General features: G+C 72.0%; 14 protein-coding genes. 8 read left to right on the top strand and 6 right to left on the bottom strand.

Features of this window, described 5'->3' with window-relative positions:
• Positions 1 to 12 precede the first annotated feature (12 nt).
• From uvrB to ACWCO8_RS33135, 4 genes are all read left to right on the top strand, one after another.
• The gene (gene uvrB, locus ACWCO8_RS33150; RefSeq protein WP_451035308.1) at positions 13 to 2,151 is read left to right on the top strand and encodes an excinuclease ABC subunit UvrB; all 2,139 of its coding nucleotides are present in this window, start codon (positions 13 to 15) and stop codon (positions 2,149 to 2,151) included.
• A gap of 198 nt (positions 2,152 to 2,349) precedes the next feature.
• Positions 2,350 to 2,928, top strand: coding sequence for a TerD family protein (locus ACWCO8_RS33145; protein ID WP_451035307.1), 579 nt, complete (start codon positions 2,350 to 2,352; stop codon positions 2,926 to 2,928).
• Between the two features lie 94 nt (positions 2,929 to 3,022).
• Positions 3,023 to 4,960, top strand: coding sequence for a TerD family protein (locus ACWCO8_RS33140; RefSeq protein WP_451035306.1), 1,938 nt, complete (start codon positions 3,023 to 3,025; stop codon positions 4,958 to 4,960).
• Positions 4,961 to 5,257: 297 nt separating this feature from the next.
• Complete coding sequence (locus ACWCO8_RS33135) at positions 5,258 to 6,295, top strand: TerC family protein (RefSeq protein WP_451035305.1); 1,038 nt, start codon at positions 5,258 to 5,260, stop codon at positions 6,293 to 6,295.
• A gap of 95 nt (positions 6,296 to 6,390) precedes the next feature.
• Here ACWCO8_RS33135 and ACWCO8_RS33130 read toward each other — a convergent pair whose 3' ends face one another.
• The 3 genes from ACWCO8_RS33130 to ACWCO8_RS33120 all read right to left on the bottom strand — a co-directional run bounded on the left by ACWCO8_RS33130 (position 6,391) and on the right by ACWCO8_RS33120 (position 9,359).
• Positions 6,391 to 7,683, bottom strand: a complete 1,293-nt coding sequence (locus ACWCO8_RS33130) for an MFS transporter (RefSeq protein WP_451035380.1) — start codon at positions 7,681 to 7,683, stop codon at positions 6,391 to 6,393.
• 268 nt (positions 7,684 to 7,951) lie between these two features.
• Positions 7,952 to 8,608, bottom strand: coding sequence for an MBL fold metallo-hydrolase (locus ACWCO8_RS33125; protein ID WP_362014045.1), 657 nt, complete (start codon positions 8,606 to 8,608; stop codon positions 7,952 to 7,954).
• 49 nt (positions 8,609 to 8,657) lie between these two features.
• The gene (locus tag ACWCO8_RS33120) at positions 8,658 to 9,359 is read right to left on the bottom strand and encodes a maleylpyruvate isomerase family mycothiol-dependent enzyme (RefSeq protein ID WP_451035304.1); all 702 of its coding nucleotides are present in this window, start codon (positions 9,357 to 9,359) and stop codon (positions 8,658 to 8,660) included.
• A 198-nt stretch (positions 9,360 to 9,557) separates the two neighbouring features.
• On the opposite strand from ACWCO8_RS33120, the gene uvrA reads away from it, so the two are divergent.
• On the top strand, positions 9,558 to 12,548 hold the full coding sequence (gene uvrA / locus ACWCO8_RS33115) for an excinuclease ABC subunit UvrA (RefSeq protein ID WP_451035303.1): 2,991 nt from the start codon (positions 9,558 to 9,560) through the stop codon (positions 12,546 to 12,548).
• A gap of 92 nt (positions 12,549 to 12,640) precedes the next feature.
• Here uvrA and ACWCO8_RS33110 read toward each other — a convergent pair whose 3' ends face one another.
• On the bottom strand, positions 12,641 to 13,528 hold the full coding sequence (locus ACWCO8_RS33110) for a carbohydrate kinase family protein (RefSeq protein ID WP_451035379.1): 888 nt from the start codon (positions 13,526 to 13,528) through the stop codon (positions 12,641 to 12,643).
• A 115-nt stretch (positions 13,529 to 13,643) separates the two neighbouring features.
• On the opposite strand from ACWCO8_RS33110, the gene ACWCO8_RS33105 reads away from it, so the two are divergent.
• On the top strand, positions 13,644 to 14,069 hold the full coding sequence (locus tag ACWCO8_RS33105) for a Rieske (2Fe-2S) protein (protein ID WP_362014050.1): 426 nt from the start codon (positions 13,644 to 13,646) through the stop codon (positions 14,067 to 14,069).
• A gap of 18 nt (positions 14,070 to 14,087) precedes the next feature.
• Here ACWCO8_RS33105 and ACWCO8_RS33100 read toward each other — a convergent pair whose 3' ends face one another.
• The gene (locus ACWCO8_RS33100; protein WP_451035302.1) at positions 14,088 to 15,017 is read right to left on the bottom strand and encodes a hypothetical protein; all 930 of its coding nucleotides are present in this window, start codon (positions 15,015 to 15,017) and stop codon (positions 14,088 to 14,090) included.
• Positions 15,018 to 15,255: 238 nt separating this feature from the next.
• Between ACWCO8_RS33100 and ACWCO8_RS33095 the strand changes: the two genes are divergently transcribed.
• Together ACWCO8_RS33095 and ACWCO8_RS33090 are read left to right on the top strand one after the other, a co-directional pair.
• A complete protein-coding gene (locus ACWCO8_RS33095) occupies positions 15,256 to 15,843 on the top strand; it encodes a papain-like cysteine protease family protein (protein ID WP_451035301.1) in 588 nt (195 codons plus the stop codon).
• Positions 15,844 to 15,848: 5 nt separating this feature from the next.
• Positions 15,849 to 16,625, top strand: a complete 777-nt coding sequence (locus ACWCO8_RS33090; RefSeq protein ID WP_451035378.1) for a hypothetical protein — start codon at positions 15,849 to 15,851, stop codon at positions 16,623 to 16,625.
• Between the two features lie 119 nt (positions 16,626 to 16,744).
• Here ACWCO8_RS33090 and ACWCO8_RS33085 read toward each other — a convergent pair whose 3' ends face one another.
• Complete coding sequence (locus ACWCO8_RS33085; RefSeq protein ID WP_451035300.1) at positions 16,745 to 17,536, bottom strand: SDR family NAD(P)-dependent oxidoreductase; 792 nt, start codon at positions 17,534 to 17,536, stop codon at positions 16,745 to 16,747.
• Between the last annotated feature and the right edge of the window lie 8 nt (positions 17,537 to 17,544).

The raw sequence follows: 17,544 nt of genomic DNA, 5'->3' as shown, positions 1-17,544 counted from the left end.
TACGGTGGTTCCATGCGGCCCGTTTCCCAGATCGAACGTACGGTGGCGCCCTTCGAGGTCGTCAGTCCCTACCAGCCCAGCGGCGACCAGCCCGCGGCGATCGCCGAGCTCGACCGGCGCATCCGCGCGGGCGAGAAGGACGTCGTCCTCCTCGGCGCGACCGGCACAGGAAAGTCCGCGACCACCGCGTGGATGATCGAGAAGCTGCAGCGCCCCACGCTCGTGATGGCGCCGAACAAGACGCTGGCCGCCCAGCTGGCCAACGAGTTCCGCGAGCTCCTGCCGAACAACGCGGTCGAGTACTTCGTCTCGTACTACGACTACTACCAGCCCGAGGCGTACGTCCCGCAGTCGGACACCTACATCGAGAAGGACTCCTCGATCAACGAGGAGGTCGAGCGGCTCCGCCACTCCGCGACGAACTCGCTGCTGACCCGCCGGGACGTCGTCGTGGTCGCCTCCGTCTCCTGCATCTACGGTCTCGGCACGCCCCAGGAGTACGTGGACCGGATGGTCCCGCTCAAGGTCGGCGAGGAGATCGACCGGGACCAGCTGCTGCGCCGCTTCGTCGACATCCAGTACACGCGCAACGACCTGGCGTTCACCCGGGGCACCTTCCGGGTCCGCGGCGACACCATCGAGATCTTCCCGGTCTACGAGGAGCTCGCCGTCCGCATCGAGATGTTCGGCGACGAGATCGAGGCGCTCTCCACGCTCCACCCGCTCACCGGCGAGGTCATCAGCGAGGACCACGAGCTGTACGTCTTCCCCGCCAGCCACTACGTGGCGGGCCCCGAGCGCATGGAGAAGGCGGTCAACGGCATCGAGCGCGAGCTGGAGACCCGGCTCGCCGAGCTGGAGAAGCAGGGCAAGATGCTGGAGGCGCAGCGCCTGCGCATGCGCACCACGTACGACATCGAGATGATGCGCCAGATCGGCTCCTGCTCCGGCATCGAGAACTACTCGATGCACTTCGACGACCGCGAGCCCGGCTCCGCCCCCAACACGCTCCTGGACTACTTCCCCGAGGACTTCCTCCTCGTCATCGACGAGTCGCACGTCACGGTCCCGCAGATCGGCGCCATGTACGAGGGCGACGCCTCCCGCAAGCGGACCCTGGTCGACCACGGCTTCCGGCTGCCCTCCGCGCTCGACAACCGGCCGCTGAAGTGGGAGGAGTTCCAGGAGCGGATCGGCCAGACCGTCTACCTTTCGGCCACCCCCGGCACGTACGAGCTGTCGCGCGGCGACGGCTTCGTGGAGCAGATCATCCGCCCCACCGGCCTCGTCGACCCCGAGGTCGTCGTCAAGCCCACCGAGGGCCAGATCGACGACCTGGTCCACGAGATCCGGCTGCGCACCGAGAAGGACGAGCGGGTCCTCGTCACCACGCTGACCAAGAAGATGGCCGAGGACCTCACCGACTACTTCCTCGAGCTCGGCATCCAGGTCCGCTATCTCCACAGCGACGTCGACACCCTGCGCCGGATCGAGCTGCTGCGCGAGCTGCGGGCCGGCGAGTACGACGTCCTGGTCGGCATCAACCTGCTCCGTGAGGGACTCGACCTGCCCGAGGTCTCGCTCGTCGCCATCCTCGACGCCGACAAGCAGGGCTTCCTGCGCTCCGGCACCTCGCTGATCCAGACCATCGGCCGCGCGGCGCGCAACGTCTCCGGGCAGGTCCACATGTACGCGGACACCGTCACGCCCGCCATGGAGAAGGCGATCGACGAGACCAACCGCCGGCGCGAGAAGCAGGTCGCGTACAACACGGCCAACGGCATCGACCCGCAGCCGCTCCGCAAGAAGATCAACGACATCGTGGCCACCATCGCCCGCGAGGAGGTCGACACCGAGCAGCTCCTCGGCACCGGCTACCGCCAGGGCAAGGACGGCAAGGGCGCCAAGGCCCCCGTGCCCTCCCTCGCCGCGCACGCCCCCAAGGGCAAGGCCAAGGGCGGCAAGGCGGGCTCCACGGTCGAGCTCGGCGACCGCCCGGCGACCGAACTCGCCGCGATCATCGAGGAGATGACCGATCGGATGCGCGCCGCCGCGGCGGAGCTGCAGTTCGAGGTGGCCGCCCGGCTGCGGGACGAAGTGGGAGAGCTGAAGAAGGAGTTGCGCCAGATGAAGGAGGCGGGACTCGCCTGACACGGCGGGCGGCGGCGCCCTGTGCGGCGGGCGTGGCCCGCGGTGCGGAGGGCCGCCGTCCGGAGTGCCCGGTGTGTTGCAACACCGACACAAAACCGCGCCCTCTCTGCTGCGCTGTCAGTGCCCCTGCGTAGGGTGCTGGACAACCGGCGCGCACAGCGGAGGCGGCGGCGGGGATCGCTAGAGAGGGGACAGCGCGTGACGGTCAACATGACCAAGGGTCAGGCCATCAGCCTGGAGAAGCAGGGCGGCGGCGACCTGACGTCCGTACGGATGGGGCTCGGCTGGCGGGCGGCGCCCCGACGCGGCCTGTTCGGTTCGCGTACGCGCGAGGTCGACCTGGACGCCTCCGCGGTGCTCTTCGCCGACAAGCAGCCGGTCGACGTGGTCTTCTTCCGGCACCTGGTCAGTGACGACGGCTCGGTCCGGCACACCGGCGACAACCTGGTGGGCGGCGCGGGCTCGGGCGGCGACGACGAGTCGATCCTGGTCGACCTCCAGCGCGTCCCCGTCCACATCGACCAGATCGTCTTCACGGTGAACTCCTTCACCGGGCAGACCTTCCAGGAGGTGCAGAACGCCTTCTGCCGGATCGTCGACGAGACCAACGGCCAGGAGCTCGCGCGCTTCACCCTGGACGGCGGCGGTCAGTACACCGCGCAGATCATGGCGAAGGTGCACCGGGCGGGCTCGGGATGGCAGATGACGGCCCTGGGCAACCCGGCCAACGGCCGGACGTTCCAGGACCTCATGCCCGCGATCCTGCCGCACCTGTAGTCCGGCACCGCACCACACACACCGTCAGCTCCCGGAGGCAGCAGGCCGCCGGGAGCTGTCCCGCATCACCATCGGATCCGAGGGGACAGAGACGATGACGGCCGAGCTGGTCCGGGGACAGAACCACCCGCTGCCCGACGCCCGACTGGAGATCCGGGTCTCGGCCGGCCATCCGGTCGTCGCCGGAGCCACCCTCGCGGACGAAGGAGGCCGGGTCGCGGGCGTCGAATGGATCGCCCACCCCGGCTCGCCCTCGCTGCCCGGCGTCGAGGTCTCCCAGCAGGCCGCCGCCGACCACCGCCTCGCCGTCGACCTGGACGCCGTCCCGGCCGCCGTGCACCGGCTCTCGGTCCTCCTCGCGCTGCCCGTCGGCGTCGGCGGACCGACCCGCTTCGGCGCGGCCGCGGCGCCCTTCGTCGCCGTCACCGGCCTCGACGGCGCCGAGATCGCCACCTACACGATCACCGGCCTCGACCGCGAATCCGCCGTCGTCGCCCTGGAGCTGTACCGCCGTCAGGGCGCCTGGAAGGTGCGCGCCATGGGCCAGGGGTACGAGGGCGGTCTCGCGGCCATGCTCGGCGACCAGGGTCTCCAGCGCCCCGCCGACCTGGCCGCCACGATCCTGGAGGCCGTCTCAAGGGGCCTGGCCCGCTCGGTCTCCGCCCCGCCGCCGCGCGTCCCCGAGGCCGAGCGCGTACGGCAGTCGGCGTCCGCGGCGCACGAGTCGCAGGCCGCCGCCGAGCCGGCGACGCCCACCGTGCCGATGACCCCGCCGGCCTCGACGCCCCCGCCGCCCCCGCCGTCCACCCCCGTGCCCACGAGCTCGGCCGGCGGCCCCATCGACTACGCCCACCCGCGCCGCCGCCGGGCGGCTCCCGAGCCGCCCCGGCCGGCCCCGCCCGTTCCCGTCGCGGGGGACGCGAGCGGCTGGTCCATGGACGAGCGGCTCTACAACCAGGTGTGGGGCATGTTCGAGGACCTCGCCCGCACCACCGCCGCGTACCGCAGCGCCTGCGAGTTCGCCGAGTCCCGGCTCGACAAGGAGCTCGACGGCCTCCTCTCCGACCCCCGGAGCCGGATCGGCGGCGCCGGGGACGCCGCCCGCGCGGCCGCCCGCGCCAAGCACGACGAGCTCACCGCCCGCGCCCAGGAGGTCCTGGACCGGGACCTGGACCAGCTCGCCGCCGAGTGCCAGGTCGTCGAACCGGCCCTGCCGCCCGCCTACGCCGGCTGGGGCAACCCCGTCTGGCACGCCTACCGGGTCCCCATGGAGGCCCCGATGGCCGTCCGCCTCGGCGACCTCCACCTCCCCGAGCGGCCCGAGCTGCGCATCCCGATGCTCGTCCGGCTCCCGCTGGAGCGCGGGCTCTGGGTCGACATGGGGCGCGAGCACTCCGAGGCGGCGGGCCTGCTCGACGAGGCCGAGCTGCGCCGCCTCGCGATGGACACCGCCGTCGCGCACGCGGCCCGGCTGCTCGCGGTGTACCCGCCCGGCGAGTTCACGGTCCATGTCGTCGACCCCGCGGGCACGGCGGCCCCGGCGCTCGCGCCCCTGGTCGAGGCGGGCGTGCTCGCGGGCCCGCCGGCCGCCGGAGCCGCCGGGGTCCAGGACGTCCTCGGCCGGCTCACCGAGCGGGTGGACCTGGTGCAGATGGCGCTGCGGGCGGGCGCCCCCGACGCGCTGCCGCCCGGTCTGGACACCGCCGAGCAGCTTCTGATCGTCCATGACTTCCCGCACGGTTTCGACGACCGGGCGGTGACCCGGCTCCGGTACCTCGCGGACGAGGGCCCGGCGGTCGGGGTCCACCTCATGATGGTCGCGGACCGCGAGGACGCCTCCGCCTACGGCCCGGTGCTCGACCCGCTGTGGCGCTCGCTGCTGCGGATCACGCCGGTACCGGACGACCATCTCGCCGATCCGTGGGTCGGCCACGCCTGGACGTACGAGCCGCCGCTCTTCCCGTTCGGCAGCCGGGTGCTGTCGCAGGTCCTCGCCCGGGTCGCCGAGTCCCGTCGCCAGTGGGGCGGCTGAGCTGGAAGAGGCTGAACCGACGGGATGTCGACTTGGCGAAAGGGTGACGCGAAGCCCCGCTGACCTGGCCCTTTGGGTCGCCTTTACCCTTGCCTTTACCTTTTCTTGGTTCTTCGGGTAGTGTTCTTGGCGCGGAGGGGAGTACTCCCCTAGCGCGGCGTTCCCGTCAATACGGACGCACCCCCGACCGGGGGGCGATCCCGGGGCGTCGGCCCGGCCCGTCATGCACGGCCCGGGTGGAAGAGACCTCCGGCAGCGACGACGCTGATCAAGTAGCCGTACGACGCCGGAGGCGCAGTGGACGTTTCGACGACTCTCTGGGTGCTGACCATTCTCGGTCTGAGCGCCCTCATCGCGATCGACTTCTTCATCGGGCGCAAGCCCCACGACGTGTCGGTCAAGGAAGCCGGAATCTGGACGATCGTCTGGATCGCCCTGGCCGTGCTCTTCGGCATCGGCCTCGCGTTCTTCGGCAACAGTCAGGCGTCCGGCGAGTTCTTCGCCGGATTCATCACCGAGAAGTCGCTGAGTGTCGACAACCTCTTCGTCTTCGTCCTGATCATGGCGAAGTTCTCGGTGCCGTCCCACCTCCAGCAGCGCGTGCTGCTCATCGGCGTACTGATCGCCCTGGTCCTGCGCGCGATCTTCATCGCCGCCGGCGCCACGATCATCGCCAGCTTCTCCTGGGTCTTCTACATCTTCGGCGCGTTCCTGATCTACACCGCCTGGAAGCTCATCAAGGAGGCGCGCGCCGGAGAGGACGAGGAGGACTGGGAGGAGAACCGTCTCCTCAAGTCCGTCGAGAAGAAGTTCGGCGTCGCGGACAAGTACCACGGCACGAAGCTCTTCATCAGGGTCAACGGCAAGCGGGTGCTGACCCCGCTGATGGTCGTCATGCTGGCCATCGGCACGACCGACGTCCTGTTCGCCCTCGACTCGATCCCGGCGATCTTCGGCCTGACCCAGGACCCGTACATCGTCTTCACCGCCAACGCCTTCGCCCTGATGGGTCTGCGGCAGCTGTACTTCCTGATCGGCGGACTGCTCAAGAAGCTGGTCCACCTCAGCTACGGCCTGTCGGTGATCCTCGGCTTCATCGGCGTGAAGCTGGTGCTGCACGCACTGCACGAGTCCGGGGTCCATGTCCCCGAGATCTCCATCCCGTTCTCCCTCACCGTCATCGGTGGCGTCCTGGTCATCACCACGATCACCAGCCTCATCGCCTCCAAGAAGCAGGCGGAGCGCGAGGCGGCGGAGGCTGCCGAGGCCCCCGCGAAGGGCGAGAACCCGGCCGCCGAGGCGGGCGAGACCGAGAAGGACAGCGTCGGAGCCTGACGGCGTACGGCACCGTAGGAACGCACCGCGGCCGGTGCGGGCGGCTCACCACCGCCCGCACCGGCCGCGTCGCGTTCCGGGGCAGCCTTCGCGGCTTACGCGGACACGCCCTGCGCCGGAACCCGCTCCGGCACCTCCGACCGGGCCGGCACGGTCTCCGGCAGCAGGGCGAAGCAGCCGAGGCTCACCAGCGCGACCACCGTCAGATACGCCGCCACGCCCCACGGCGGGCCCGCGCCCTCGGACAGCGCCGTCGCCACGATCGGCGTCAGCGCCCCGCCCAGGACGCCCGCCAGGTTGTAGCCGACGGCCGCGCCCGTGCACCGCACCCTCGGCTCGTAGAGCTCGGGCAGGTACGCCGCGACCACCGCGAACATCGTGATGAAGGCCAGCAGCGCGCCCGCGAAGCCGAGGAACATCAGCGTCGGCCGTCCCGTGTGCAGCAGGGCGATCATCGGGAACATCCACACCGCCGAGGCCGCGCAGCCGAACAGGCAGAGCGGGCGGCGGCCGTAGCGGTCGCCCAGCATCGCCGCCGGCGGAGTCACGATCCCCGAGAGCGCCACCGCCGCCATGATGCAGACCAGCATGGTCGTACGGCTCACCCCCAGCCGCTCGGTGCCGTAGGCCAGGGCCCAGGTGGAGACCGTGTAGAAGACCGCGTACCCGACGGCGAGCGCCCCCGCCGTGAGCAGGACGAGCCGCCAGTGCTCGCGCGCCACCTCGGTGAGCGGGGCGTTCGCCCGCCGCCCGGTCTTGCTCAGCTCCTCGAACTGCGGGGTCTCGTGGAGCGAGGAGCGCAGCAGCAGCCCGCCCGCCGCGAGCACCCCGGCCGCCCAGAACGGTACGCGCCAGCCCCAGTCCCGGAACTGGGCCTCGGTGAGCGTGGCCGACAGCACCAGCATCACGCCGTTGGCGAGCAGGAAGCCCACCGGCGGGCCGACCTGCGGGAAGCTTGCCCACAGCCCCCGGCGCCGCTCCGGCGCGTGCTCGGCGGTGAGCAGCACGGCACCGCCCCATTCGCCGCCCAGGCCGAGCCCCTGCAGGAAGCGCAGGACGAGCAGCAGGACGGGGGCGGCGATGCCGAGGGTCGCGTACGTCGGGACGAGGCCGACCGCCACCGTGGCGCAGCCGGTGAGCACCAGCGAGGCGAACATGACCGGGCGCCGTCCGTACCGGTCGCCGATGTGGCCGAAGAGCACGGAGCCGAGCGGCCGGGCCACGAAACCGACGGCGAAGGTGCCGAAGGCGGCGAGGGTCCCGGCGACGGGGGAGAAGGTCGGGAAGAAGAGCGGCCCGAGGACGAGGGCGGCGGCGGTCCCGTAGACGAAGAAGTCGAAGAACTCGATGGCCGTCCCGACGAGCGAGGCGGCGGCGAGCCGCGCCATGGACGGCGGCGGCGCGGCGGGGGAGGCCGGGGATCCCTTGCCGTCCGGGGCGTCCGGGGTGTCCAAGGCGTCCGGGGTGTCCGGGTGGGTGTCCGGAAGATCGGGAGCGTGCGGATCGGGCGGGGAGTCCGGATCCGGGGACGGACGCGGAGAGTGACTGTGGCGCATGTCGCGCCAACTACCCGGCGTCCACCGGGGTTACGGGGGCGCGCGGAAGCACACGGTGATCGACCGTGCGCCTCCGCCGGTCAGGCGGGCCCCGGGGCCGTCACCAGCCGCGCGCGTGCCACGCGGGCAGGTTCGGCCGCTCGTCACCGAGCGTGGTGTCCTTGCCGTGGCCGGGATAGACCCAGCTCTCGTCCGGCAGGACCGCGAAGAGCTTGGTCTCCACGTCCTCGATCAGGCTCGCGAAGGCCTTCGGGTCCTTCCACGTGTTCCCGACACCGCCGGGGAACAGGCAGTCGCCGGTGAAGACGTGCGGGTGGCCGTGCGGGTCGTCGTAGACGAGCGCGATCGAGCCGGGCGTGTGCCCGACGAGACGGCGGGCGGTCAGCGTGACCCGGCCGACCGTGATCGTGTCGCCGTCCTCGACCAGGACGTCCGTCGGCACGGGGATGCCCTCCGCGTCGTACGCGCCCGCGTACGTCCGCGCGCCGGTCGCCGCGACCACCTCGGCGAGTGCCTGCCAGTGGTCGCCGTGCTGGTGGGTGGTGACGACGGACGCGATGCCGTCGTCACCGATCAGCGTGAGGAGCGTGTGGGCCTCGTTGGCCGCGTCGATCAGGAGCTGCTCGCCGGTCGCCCGGCAGCGCAGCAGATACGCGTTGTTGTCCATCGGGCCGACGGCGACCTTGGAGATCATCAGGTCCGTCAACTCGTGCACATCGGCGGGCCCGCCGACCTTCACAGCTCCGCTGTACGTCATGGGCTCAGCCTATCGTCGGGCACCGACAGGCGGGGGCCCGACGGCGGGGCTATAGGGGCGGGAGCTCCGGGAGGTGGTCGCCCGTGAGGACGGCGAGGTGGGCGCCCTTCTCGCCGCGGCCGGAGAGCCAGCCGAGCAGGTCGGCGCGGGTGCCGCCGAGGACGACGGGGTCTCCCTTGTCGCCGCCGGTGTGCCAGCTGGGGCTGTTCTCCTCGTACCCGAGGCGGAGCGTCACCGGCGGGACGTCGGGGCGGCCCGACCAGCGGTCGGCGAGGAAGTCGATCTCCCGCAGGACGAACTCCTCCGGCAGGTCCGCCAGCTCGTAGCCGATGCCGAGGTCGACGTGGTGCAGGTCCACCTCCACCCAGCGGCGGAACGGGATGCGGGCGGCGCGGTCGGTGACACCGTTGCGGAGCTCCACGGTCCGCTCCCAGTCGGCGGGCTCCGCGCCCACGGCCTGGAAGCGCTCGGCGCTCTCGCGGACGTCGGCGAGCTGCGCGGCCAGCGGGCGCGGGGCGTCCCGCTCGATGTCGGCGTCGCGGGTGGCGCCGTCCGCGTACATGGGCCGGCCCTGGAGAACGTTCACCAGGGCGTCGGCGTTGCGGGCGATGTGGGCCAGGACATGGCCGCGGGTCCAGCCGGGAAGCCGTGACGGCTCGGCGAGCGCCGCGTTGTCCAGGGAGGCGGCCGCGTCGAGGAGTCGTTCGGTCGCTTCGCGTACAGAGGCCAGGTCACGCACGTGGTCGATCATGAGGCCGACCCTAGCGCCGCCACTCGTTCGGGTGAAGCGGTCGCCGTGCGGCCGGAAATCGAATGTGCGTGCTATAGGCTCGGTGGAAGCATCCGGCATCCTTGGTTGTTGGGTACTCAGGCACATCCAGGTACTTCCAGGCATATCTGCGACCCGCACTTCTGTGCCTCCGCTCTCTCAAGAAAGGTGCGGACCGGCGTGGCCGACCGTCTCATCGTTCGTGGCGCTCGCGAGCACAACCTCAAGAACGTCTCGCTCGACCTCCCCCGCGACTCCCTCATCGTCTTCACCGGGCTGTCGGGGTCGGGCAAGTCCTCCCTCGCGTTCGACACGATCTTCGCCGAGGGGCAGCGCCGGTACGTCGAGTCGCTCTCGTCGTACGCCCGGCAGTTCCTCGGCCAGATGGACAAGCCGGACGTCGACTTCATCGAGGGTCTCTCGCCCGCCGTCTCCATCGACCAGAAGTCGACCTCGCGCAACCCGCGCTCGACGGTCGGCACCATCACCGAGGTCTACGACTACCTCCGGCTGCTCTTCGCGCGCATCGGCAAGCCGCACTGTCCCGAGTGCCGCCGCCCGATCTCCCGCCAGTCGCCGCAGGCCATCGTGGACAAGGTCCTGGAGCTGCCCGAGGGCAGCCGCTTCCAGGTCCTCTCGCCGCTCGTGCGCGAGCGCAAGGGCGAGTTCGTCGACCTCTTCGCCGACCTCCAGACCAAGGGCTACAGCCGCGCCCGGGTGGACGGGCAGACCATCCAGCTCACCGAGCCGCCGACGCTGAAGAAGCAGGAGAAGCACACGATCGAGGTGGTCGTCGACCGCCTCACCGTGAAGGACAGCGCCAAGCGCCGGCTCACCGACTCCGTCGAGACGGCCCTCGGCCTCTCCGGCGGCATGGTCGTCCTGGACTTCGTCGACCTCGCCGAGGACGACCCCGAGCGCGAGCGGATGTACTCGGAGCACCTCTACTGCCCGTACGACGACCTCTCCTTCGAGGAGCTGGAGCCGCGCTCCTTCTCCTTCAACTCGCCCTTCGGCGCCTGCCCGGACTGCACCGGCATCGGCACCCGCATGGAGGTCGACCCCGAGCTGATCGTGCCGGACGAGGACCGGTCCCTGGACGAGGGCGCCATCCACCCCTGGTCCCACGGCCACACCAAGGAGTACTTCGGCCGGCTCATCGGCGGCCTCTCCCAGGCGCTCGGCTTCCGCACGGACCTGCCGTACGCCGCGCTCCCGGCCCGGGCCAAGAAGGCCCTGATGCACGGCCACAAGACCCAGGTCGAGGTCCGCTACCGCAACCGGTACGGACGCGAGCGGGCGTACACCACCCCGGCCTTCGAGGGCGCCGTCTCCTTCGTCAAGCGGCGGCACAGCGAGGCCGAGAGCGACTCCAGCCGCGAGCGCTTCGAGGGCTACATGCGCGAGGTGCCCTGCCCGACCTGTGAGGGCACGCGCCTCAAGCCGATCGTCCTGGCCGTCACGGTCATGGAGCGGTCGATCGCCGAGGTCGCCGCGATGTCGATCAGCGAATGCGCCGACTTCCTCGGCCGCCTGAAGCTGAACGCCCGGGACAAGAAGATCGCCGAGCGGGTCCTGAAGGAGGTCAACGAGCGGCTGCGGTTCCTGGTCGACGTCGGCCTCGACTACCTCTCCCTCAACCGCGCGGCCGGCACCCTCTCCGGCGGCGAGGCCCAGCGCATCCGGCTCGCCACGCAGATCGGCTCCGGTCTCGTCGGCGTGCTCTACGTCCTGGACGAGCCGTCCATCGGCCTCCACCAGCGCGACAACCACCGGCTCATCGAGACCCTGGTCCGGCTCCGGGACATGGGCAACACGCTCATCGTGGTCGAGCACGACGAGGACACCATCAAGGTCGCCGACTGGGTCGTCGACATCGGCCCCGGCGCCGGCGAGCACGGCGGCAAGGTCGTCCACTCCGGCCCCTTGAAGGAGCTGCTCGCCAACAAGGAGTCGATGACCGGGCAGTACCTGTCCGGGCGCAAGGCCATCGGGACGCCGGACATCCGCCGCCCCGTGGACCCCACGCGCCGGCTCACCGTGCATGGCGCCCGGGAGAACAACCTCCGGGACATCGACGTGTCCTTCCCGCTGGGCGTCCTCACGGCCGTCACCGGCGTCTCCGGCTCCGGCAAGTCGACGCTGGTCAACGACATCCTCTACACCCACCTGGCGCGCGAGCTGAACGGCGCCAAGTCGGTGCCCGGGCGGCACACGCGCGTGGACGGCGACGACCTCGTGGACAAGGTCGTGCACGTCGACCAGTCGCCGATCGGCCGCACCCCACGGTCGAACCCGGCGACGTACACCGGCGTCTTCGACCACGTCCGCAAGCTGTTCGCCGAGACGATGGAGGCGAAGGTGCGCGGCTATCTGCCGGGCCGGTTCTCCTTCAACGTCAAGGGCGGCCGCTGCGAGAACTGCTCCGGCGACGGCACGATCAAGATCGAGATGAACTTCCTGCCGGACGTCTACGTCCCGTGCGAGGTCTGCCACGGCGCCCGGTACAACCGGGAGACCCTGGAGGTCCACTACAAGGGCAAGTCCATCGCCGAGGTCCTGGACATGCCGATCGAGGAGGCCCTGGACTTCTTCGAGGCGGTCCCGACGATCGCGCGCCACCTGCGCACGCTCAACGAGGTCGGCCTCGGATACGTCCGGCTCGGCCAGTCCGCGCCGACACTCTCGGGTGGCGAGGCGCAGCGCGTGAAGCTCGCGTCCGAGCTCCAGAAGCGGTCGACGGGGCGCACGGTCTACGTCCTGGACGAGCCGACGACGGGTCTGCACTTCGAGGACATCTCGAAGCTGATCAAGGTCCTGTCGGGGCTTGTCGACAAGGGGAACTCGGTGATCGTCATCGAGCACAACCTCGATGTCATCAAGACCGCGGACTGGGTCGTCGACATGGGCCCGGAGGGCGGCAGCGGCGGCGGTCTGGTGATCGCCGAGGGCACGCCGGAGGAGGTCGCGTCGGTCCCGGCGAGCCATACCGGCAAGTTCCTCCGCGAGATCCTGGGCGCGGACCGCATCAGCGACGCGAGCGTGCCGGCGGCGCGGGGTGCGTCCAAGGCCGCGAAGAAGGCGCCGGCGAAGAAGGTGGCCGCGAAGAAGGTCGCCGCGCAGAAGGCGGCGCCCGCCAAGAAGACGGCGGCGCGGGCCCGCAAGGCGTGACGGGCCGGGTGGGGGTTGGCGGCGCCTTCGGCGGGCCTTCCCCCACCCCGCCCCTCCCCGAAACCGGGGGCAAGCCCCCGGACCCCCGGGCCCTACTTCAGCTCGCTCGCGTACGGAGGTTCCGCGCCCGGGCGGGTGCAGGTGAGGGCCGCGGCCTTGGCCGCGTACGTCAGGAGGGTGGACCAGGACTCCGGGGTCAGGGTCCTCAGGGGGCGGGCGGAGAGGCCATGGAGGAGGGCGGCGTTCACCGTGTCGCCCGCGCCGATCGTGTCCTTGATCTCGACCTGAACCGCCGGTACCGACACCTCGGCGGTCGGGGTGTGCACCGACATGCCCGCCCCGCCGCGCGTCACCACGACCGCCGACGGCCCCCGCTCCAGCCACTGCGCCGGAGTGCCGCCCAGCCACGCCGCGTCCTCCTCCGAGAGCTTCAGGAGCGAGACGTACGGCAGCCAGGAGACGAAGCGCTCGCGGTAGGCGGCCGCGTCCGGGATCAGGCCCGACCGGATGTTGGGGTCCAGGAGCGTCAGGACGCCCCGCTCCGACTCCCGCCGCAGCAGCGCCTCGTACGCGCTCGCCCCCGGTTCGAGCGCCAGCGAACACGTGCCGAACGCGATCGCCCGCACCCCGTCCGGCAGCCGCTCCGGCAGGGCGAAGAGACGGTCGGCCGTGCCCTCGACGTAGAAGCCGTACTCCGCGGAGCCGTCCGCGCCCACCGAGGCGACCGCGAGCGTCGTCGGCTCCGCGCCGCGCTGGACGAGCCCGGTCCCCACCCCCGCCGCCCGCAGCCCCTCCATCAGCGCCTCGCCGAACGCGTCCGTCGACACCCGTGAGCAGAAGACGACCGGGGCGCCGAGCCGGCCGAGGGCCACGGCCGTGTTGTACGGCCCCCCGCCCCGCCGGGGCACCAGCGCGGGCAGCGGCCCGGCGGCCCCGTCCGGGACCAGATCGATCAAGGACTCACCGGCGACGACGATCACGCCGTGAACGTAACCCATGCCCCACCTGCCACGACAGCCCCCGCGCAGGCCCCCGAGAAGGCGCCGGTATCGTCGGTTCGGTCACCCCTTGCCCCGATCCCACCGTGGAGCGCCCATGTCCGGCCAGTCCGCCCGCCGCACCGTACTGAAAGGCGCCGCCCTCGCCGGTGCCGCCGGGCTGGGTGTCGCCGCCTGCTCCACGGAGTCCAAGCTCGGGCACGCCCAGGTCCCGACCCCGACCGCCCCGGTGACCCTCGGCGCCCCCGAGGACGTCCCCGTCGGCGGGGCGCGGCTCTACCGCGAGCAGCGGGTCCTGGTGAGCTGCCCGGCCGAGGGCCAGTACAAGGCCTTCAGCGCCCAGTGCACCCACGCCGGCTGCGTCCTCGACAAGATCGAGAACAACGAGGGCAACTGCCCCTGCCACGGCAGCCGCTTCGACGTCACCACCGGCAAGGCCCTCCAGGGACCGGCGACCGTCCCGCTCCCCGAGGTCCCCGTCCGGGTCGAGGGCGGGAAGCTCGTCGCGGGACCGGAGGCGTAAGGCCCGAAGGGCCCAGGGTTACGACCAGTCCCAGTCGACCCCCAGGATCCCCGGCCGTACCCCCTGCTCCACCACGTGCACCGTGCGGTGCCGGCCGCTCAGCGTGAGGTCCGCGCGGCCGCCGCGCGGCGCCCCCGCCGACGCCTGGGCGAAGCGCCGGCACCGTACCGGCAGCGCCGCCTCGTCGAACCGCACCTGCAGCACGTACTGTCCGCCCGCGAAGCTGAACCCCCGGACGTACTCGCCGCTCGGCCCGCCGGTCCCGTCCTCGAAGCCGTAGCCGAAGAGGTACGTCTCCCCGGCCCGCAGCCGCGCGTCGAACAGCAGCTCCGCGACGACCACTCCGGTCTCCGCGTGCCACCGCACCCGCCCCGTACGGCAGTTCTCCGTCGCCCGGACCTCCACCCGCTCAGGGTCGCAGCCCGGGTCGCCGTGGTGGATGGCCAGATAGCGGTCGATGCCGTCCCGGTGCGCCCGCACCACGTGCTGCGACTCCCGCCCCACCAGCTCCCGCCCCGCCCCGATCCGGACCCGCTCGTGGTGGCCGACCGTGTGCAGCCCGCCGTCCACCGGCGACTCCAGCTCGGCGAGCAGCGCCTCCACCGCCCCCGAGGCCTCCACCAGCGAGCGGTACGAACGGGCCGCCGGCCGCTCCACGTCACCGCGCGCCGCCGTGTCCTCCGCCAGCAGCCGTATCAGCGAGTTGTCCGGCAGCTGGAGCACCTCCTCCAGCGCGCGGACGGCCTTCATCGACTCCGGCCGCTGCGGGCGGCGGGCGCCCTGCTGCCAGTAACTGAGGCTGGTCACCCCGACCTTGACGCCCCGGTGCGCGAGATGGTGCTGCACCCGCTGGAGCGGAAGGCCGCGCACCGCGAGGGCCGTGCGCAGCGCCAGATGGAACGGTCCGGTGTGCAGCAACTGCACCAGATCGGCCTCGGTGTGCCCCACGGGACTCCTCAGTGAACGTTCACGACCACGCCGGTGCACCCTCACGGCGCCGGGGGCGGGCCCGCAGATGGCGCGAGGGGGTGCGTTCACACCCGGGTCACACCGTTCACAGCCCGCCGTCACCCCGCATTGAAGCGTGTTGACCGGATCCGGACAACGTTCGATGCTCCTCAGCAGCGTCCGGACGCGCTCCTCCGACTCCCCACATCCCCACCCCCCCCGCCTCGGGAGGAACGCGATGCGCAGTAGAAAGCTGTCCCTGGCGGCACTCGCCGCTGCCGCCCTCTTCCTGCTCCCCATGTCGTCGGCGACCGCCGCGCCGACCACCGAAGACGTCACCGCCCTCGGGTACAAGCGGCTGAACATCACCATGCAGGCGCAGCAGAAGACCAACTGGTGCTGGGCCGCCGCCGGCAACACGATCGCGACCTGGTTCGGCCGGAACTACAGCCAGAACCAGTTCTGCAACGCCGCCTTCAACCGCCAGCAGGGCTACGACTGCCCCAACAATCAGGCCACGCTCGGCAATGTGCAGACCGGCCTGCGCTGGGCGGGCGTCAACCCCGGCTCGTACGTGACGGGCTGGCTGCGCTACCCGACCGTGCAGACCGAGATCAACGCGGACCGCCCGATCGAGACGCGGATCCAGTGGTCCAGCGGCGGCGGGCACATGCACGTGATCTACGGCTACGACGACGCCGACAGCTGGGTCTACTGGGGCGACCCCTGGCCCTCCAGCGACCGCTACAACTGGGCCTCGCACGCCTGGTACGTGGACAACAGCTCCTTCTCGTGGACGCACTCGCTCTACCGGATAGGGGCGTGACGACGATGAACGTACGTGCCATCGGCGCCGGGTCCCTGTCCGCCGCCGCTCTCGTCGCCCTCGTCGTCCTGGGCGGCGCGGCGCCGGCCGCCGCGGCCGACGCGCCACCGCCCGCGGCGACCCCCGAGAAGGCGGCCTCCGCGCCCGAGACCCTGGAGACGCTCTCCCGGTTCTTCGCCCGCGACGGAGCCGTCGCCCGCTCCGCGGCGCAGCCCCGCGTCGAGGGCGCGTCCGTCCCGGTGCGGGTGCTCTCCCCGGACTTCGTGGCCGGGAAGGCGGGCGCGCCGGTCGCCCGGGTCGAGTTCCACGCCAGCAAGGCGGTCGCCTCGGACGGGCAGACGGCGTCCCTGTGGACCGTGCGGCAGGCGGGCGGGGGCTGGCAGGTGGTGAACATCGCCACCGGCGACGACGAGATCCGCTACGCGGCGCAGGGCGCGAAGGCGCTGCCCGGCGGGATCGTCTTCCGCGAGCCGCAGATCGACGCGTGGTACGTCCAGAAGGGCGCGAAGGTGCTCCCGCTGGACGAGGACGCGGTGCGGGCGATCGGGAAGAACGGGACCAGCCTGACCGCGTACCGGGACCGGGTCTCCCGGGCCTACGCGGACAAGCTGCCCGGCTCCGCGTACGCCCGCAAGGGCACGGCCGGCGGCTACGACACCCCGCCCGCGCCCCACGACGAGCCCCTCGTCACGGTCGCCTCCGGCACGGCGGGCGCGGGCGCGGCCCTGGCCCTCGCCCTCATCGCCACGCGCGCGTGGCGCCGCCACAGGCCGACGGCCTGACCCGCCACCGCGGGCGGGATGGCCGGGCGCACCCCTGACACCCCGCCTGACACCGCCCGCAGGCCGGTACCCGGTCCCCACCCGGGTACCGGCCCGCACCCCGCTGGGTCCCGGCCCGCTCACCGCGCCAGATACCCACCGTCCACCGGCAGCACCACCCCCGTGATGAAGGACGCCTCGTCCGAGGAGAGGAAGAGGATGGCCGCCGCCACCTCCTCCGGGGTGCCGAAGCGCCGCATCGGGTGGAGGTCCCGGATCTCCGTCAGATACTCCGGGCCGCCCGGCTCCTTCCACCCCGCCGCGACGCGTTCCGTGTCGATCGTGCCCGGGGCCACCGCGTTGACCCGGATCCCGCGGTCCGCCCACTCGACCGCCAGGTGCTTCGTCAGGCCCGAGGCCACGAACTTGGCCGGGCCGTAGACCGCCTGGCGGGCCTGGCCGGCCACGCCGGAGATCGACGAGGTGCACACGATCGCCCCGCCGCCCTCCTGCCCGGCCATCGCCTCGATCGCGTACTTGCAGGTCAGGAACGTGCCCTTGCCGTCCACGGCCATGACCCGGTCCCACTCCTCCCCGGTCGCCTCCAGGACGTCGGAGAGCGGGATGAGGCCGGCGTTCGCCACCAGGACGTCGAGGCGGCCGAACCGTTCCACTGCCGTCGCGATCATCCGCCGGGCGTCCTCCTCCCGGGAGACGTCGCCGACCACCCGCACCTCGGCCTCGACCAGCGTCGCGAGCCGCTCCTCGTCCAGGTCGGCGGCCACCACGCGCGCCCCCTCGCGGGCGAAGAGCAGCGCCGTCGCCCGCCCGATCCCGCTGGCCGCCCCCGTGATCACGCACACCCGGCCCGCGAGCCGCCCCGCCGTGCCCGTCGCCCGCCCCGTCGCCTGTCCCCGCGCTTCCGTCGTCATGCCCGGCC

The sequence above is a fragment of the Streptomyces sp. NPDC001927 genome (genome assembly GCF_053594455.1).
This window is presented reverse-complemented; position numbering and strand designations above follow the sequence as displayed.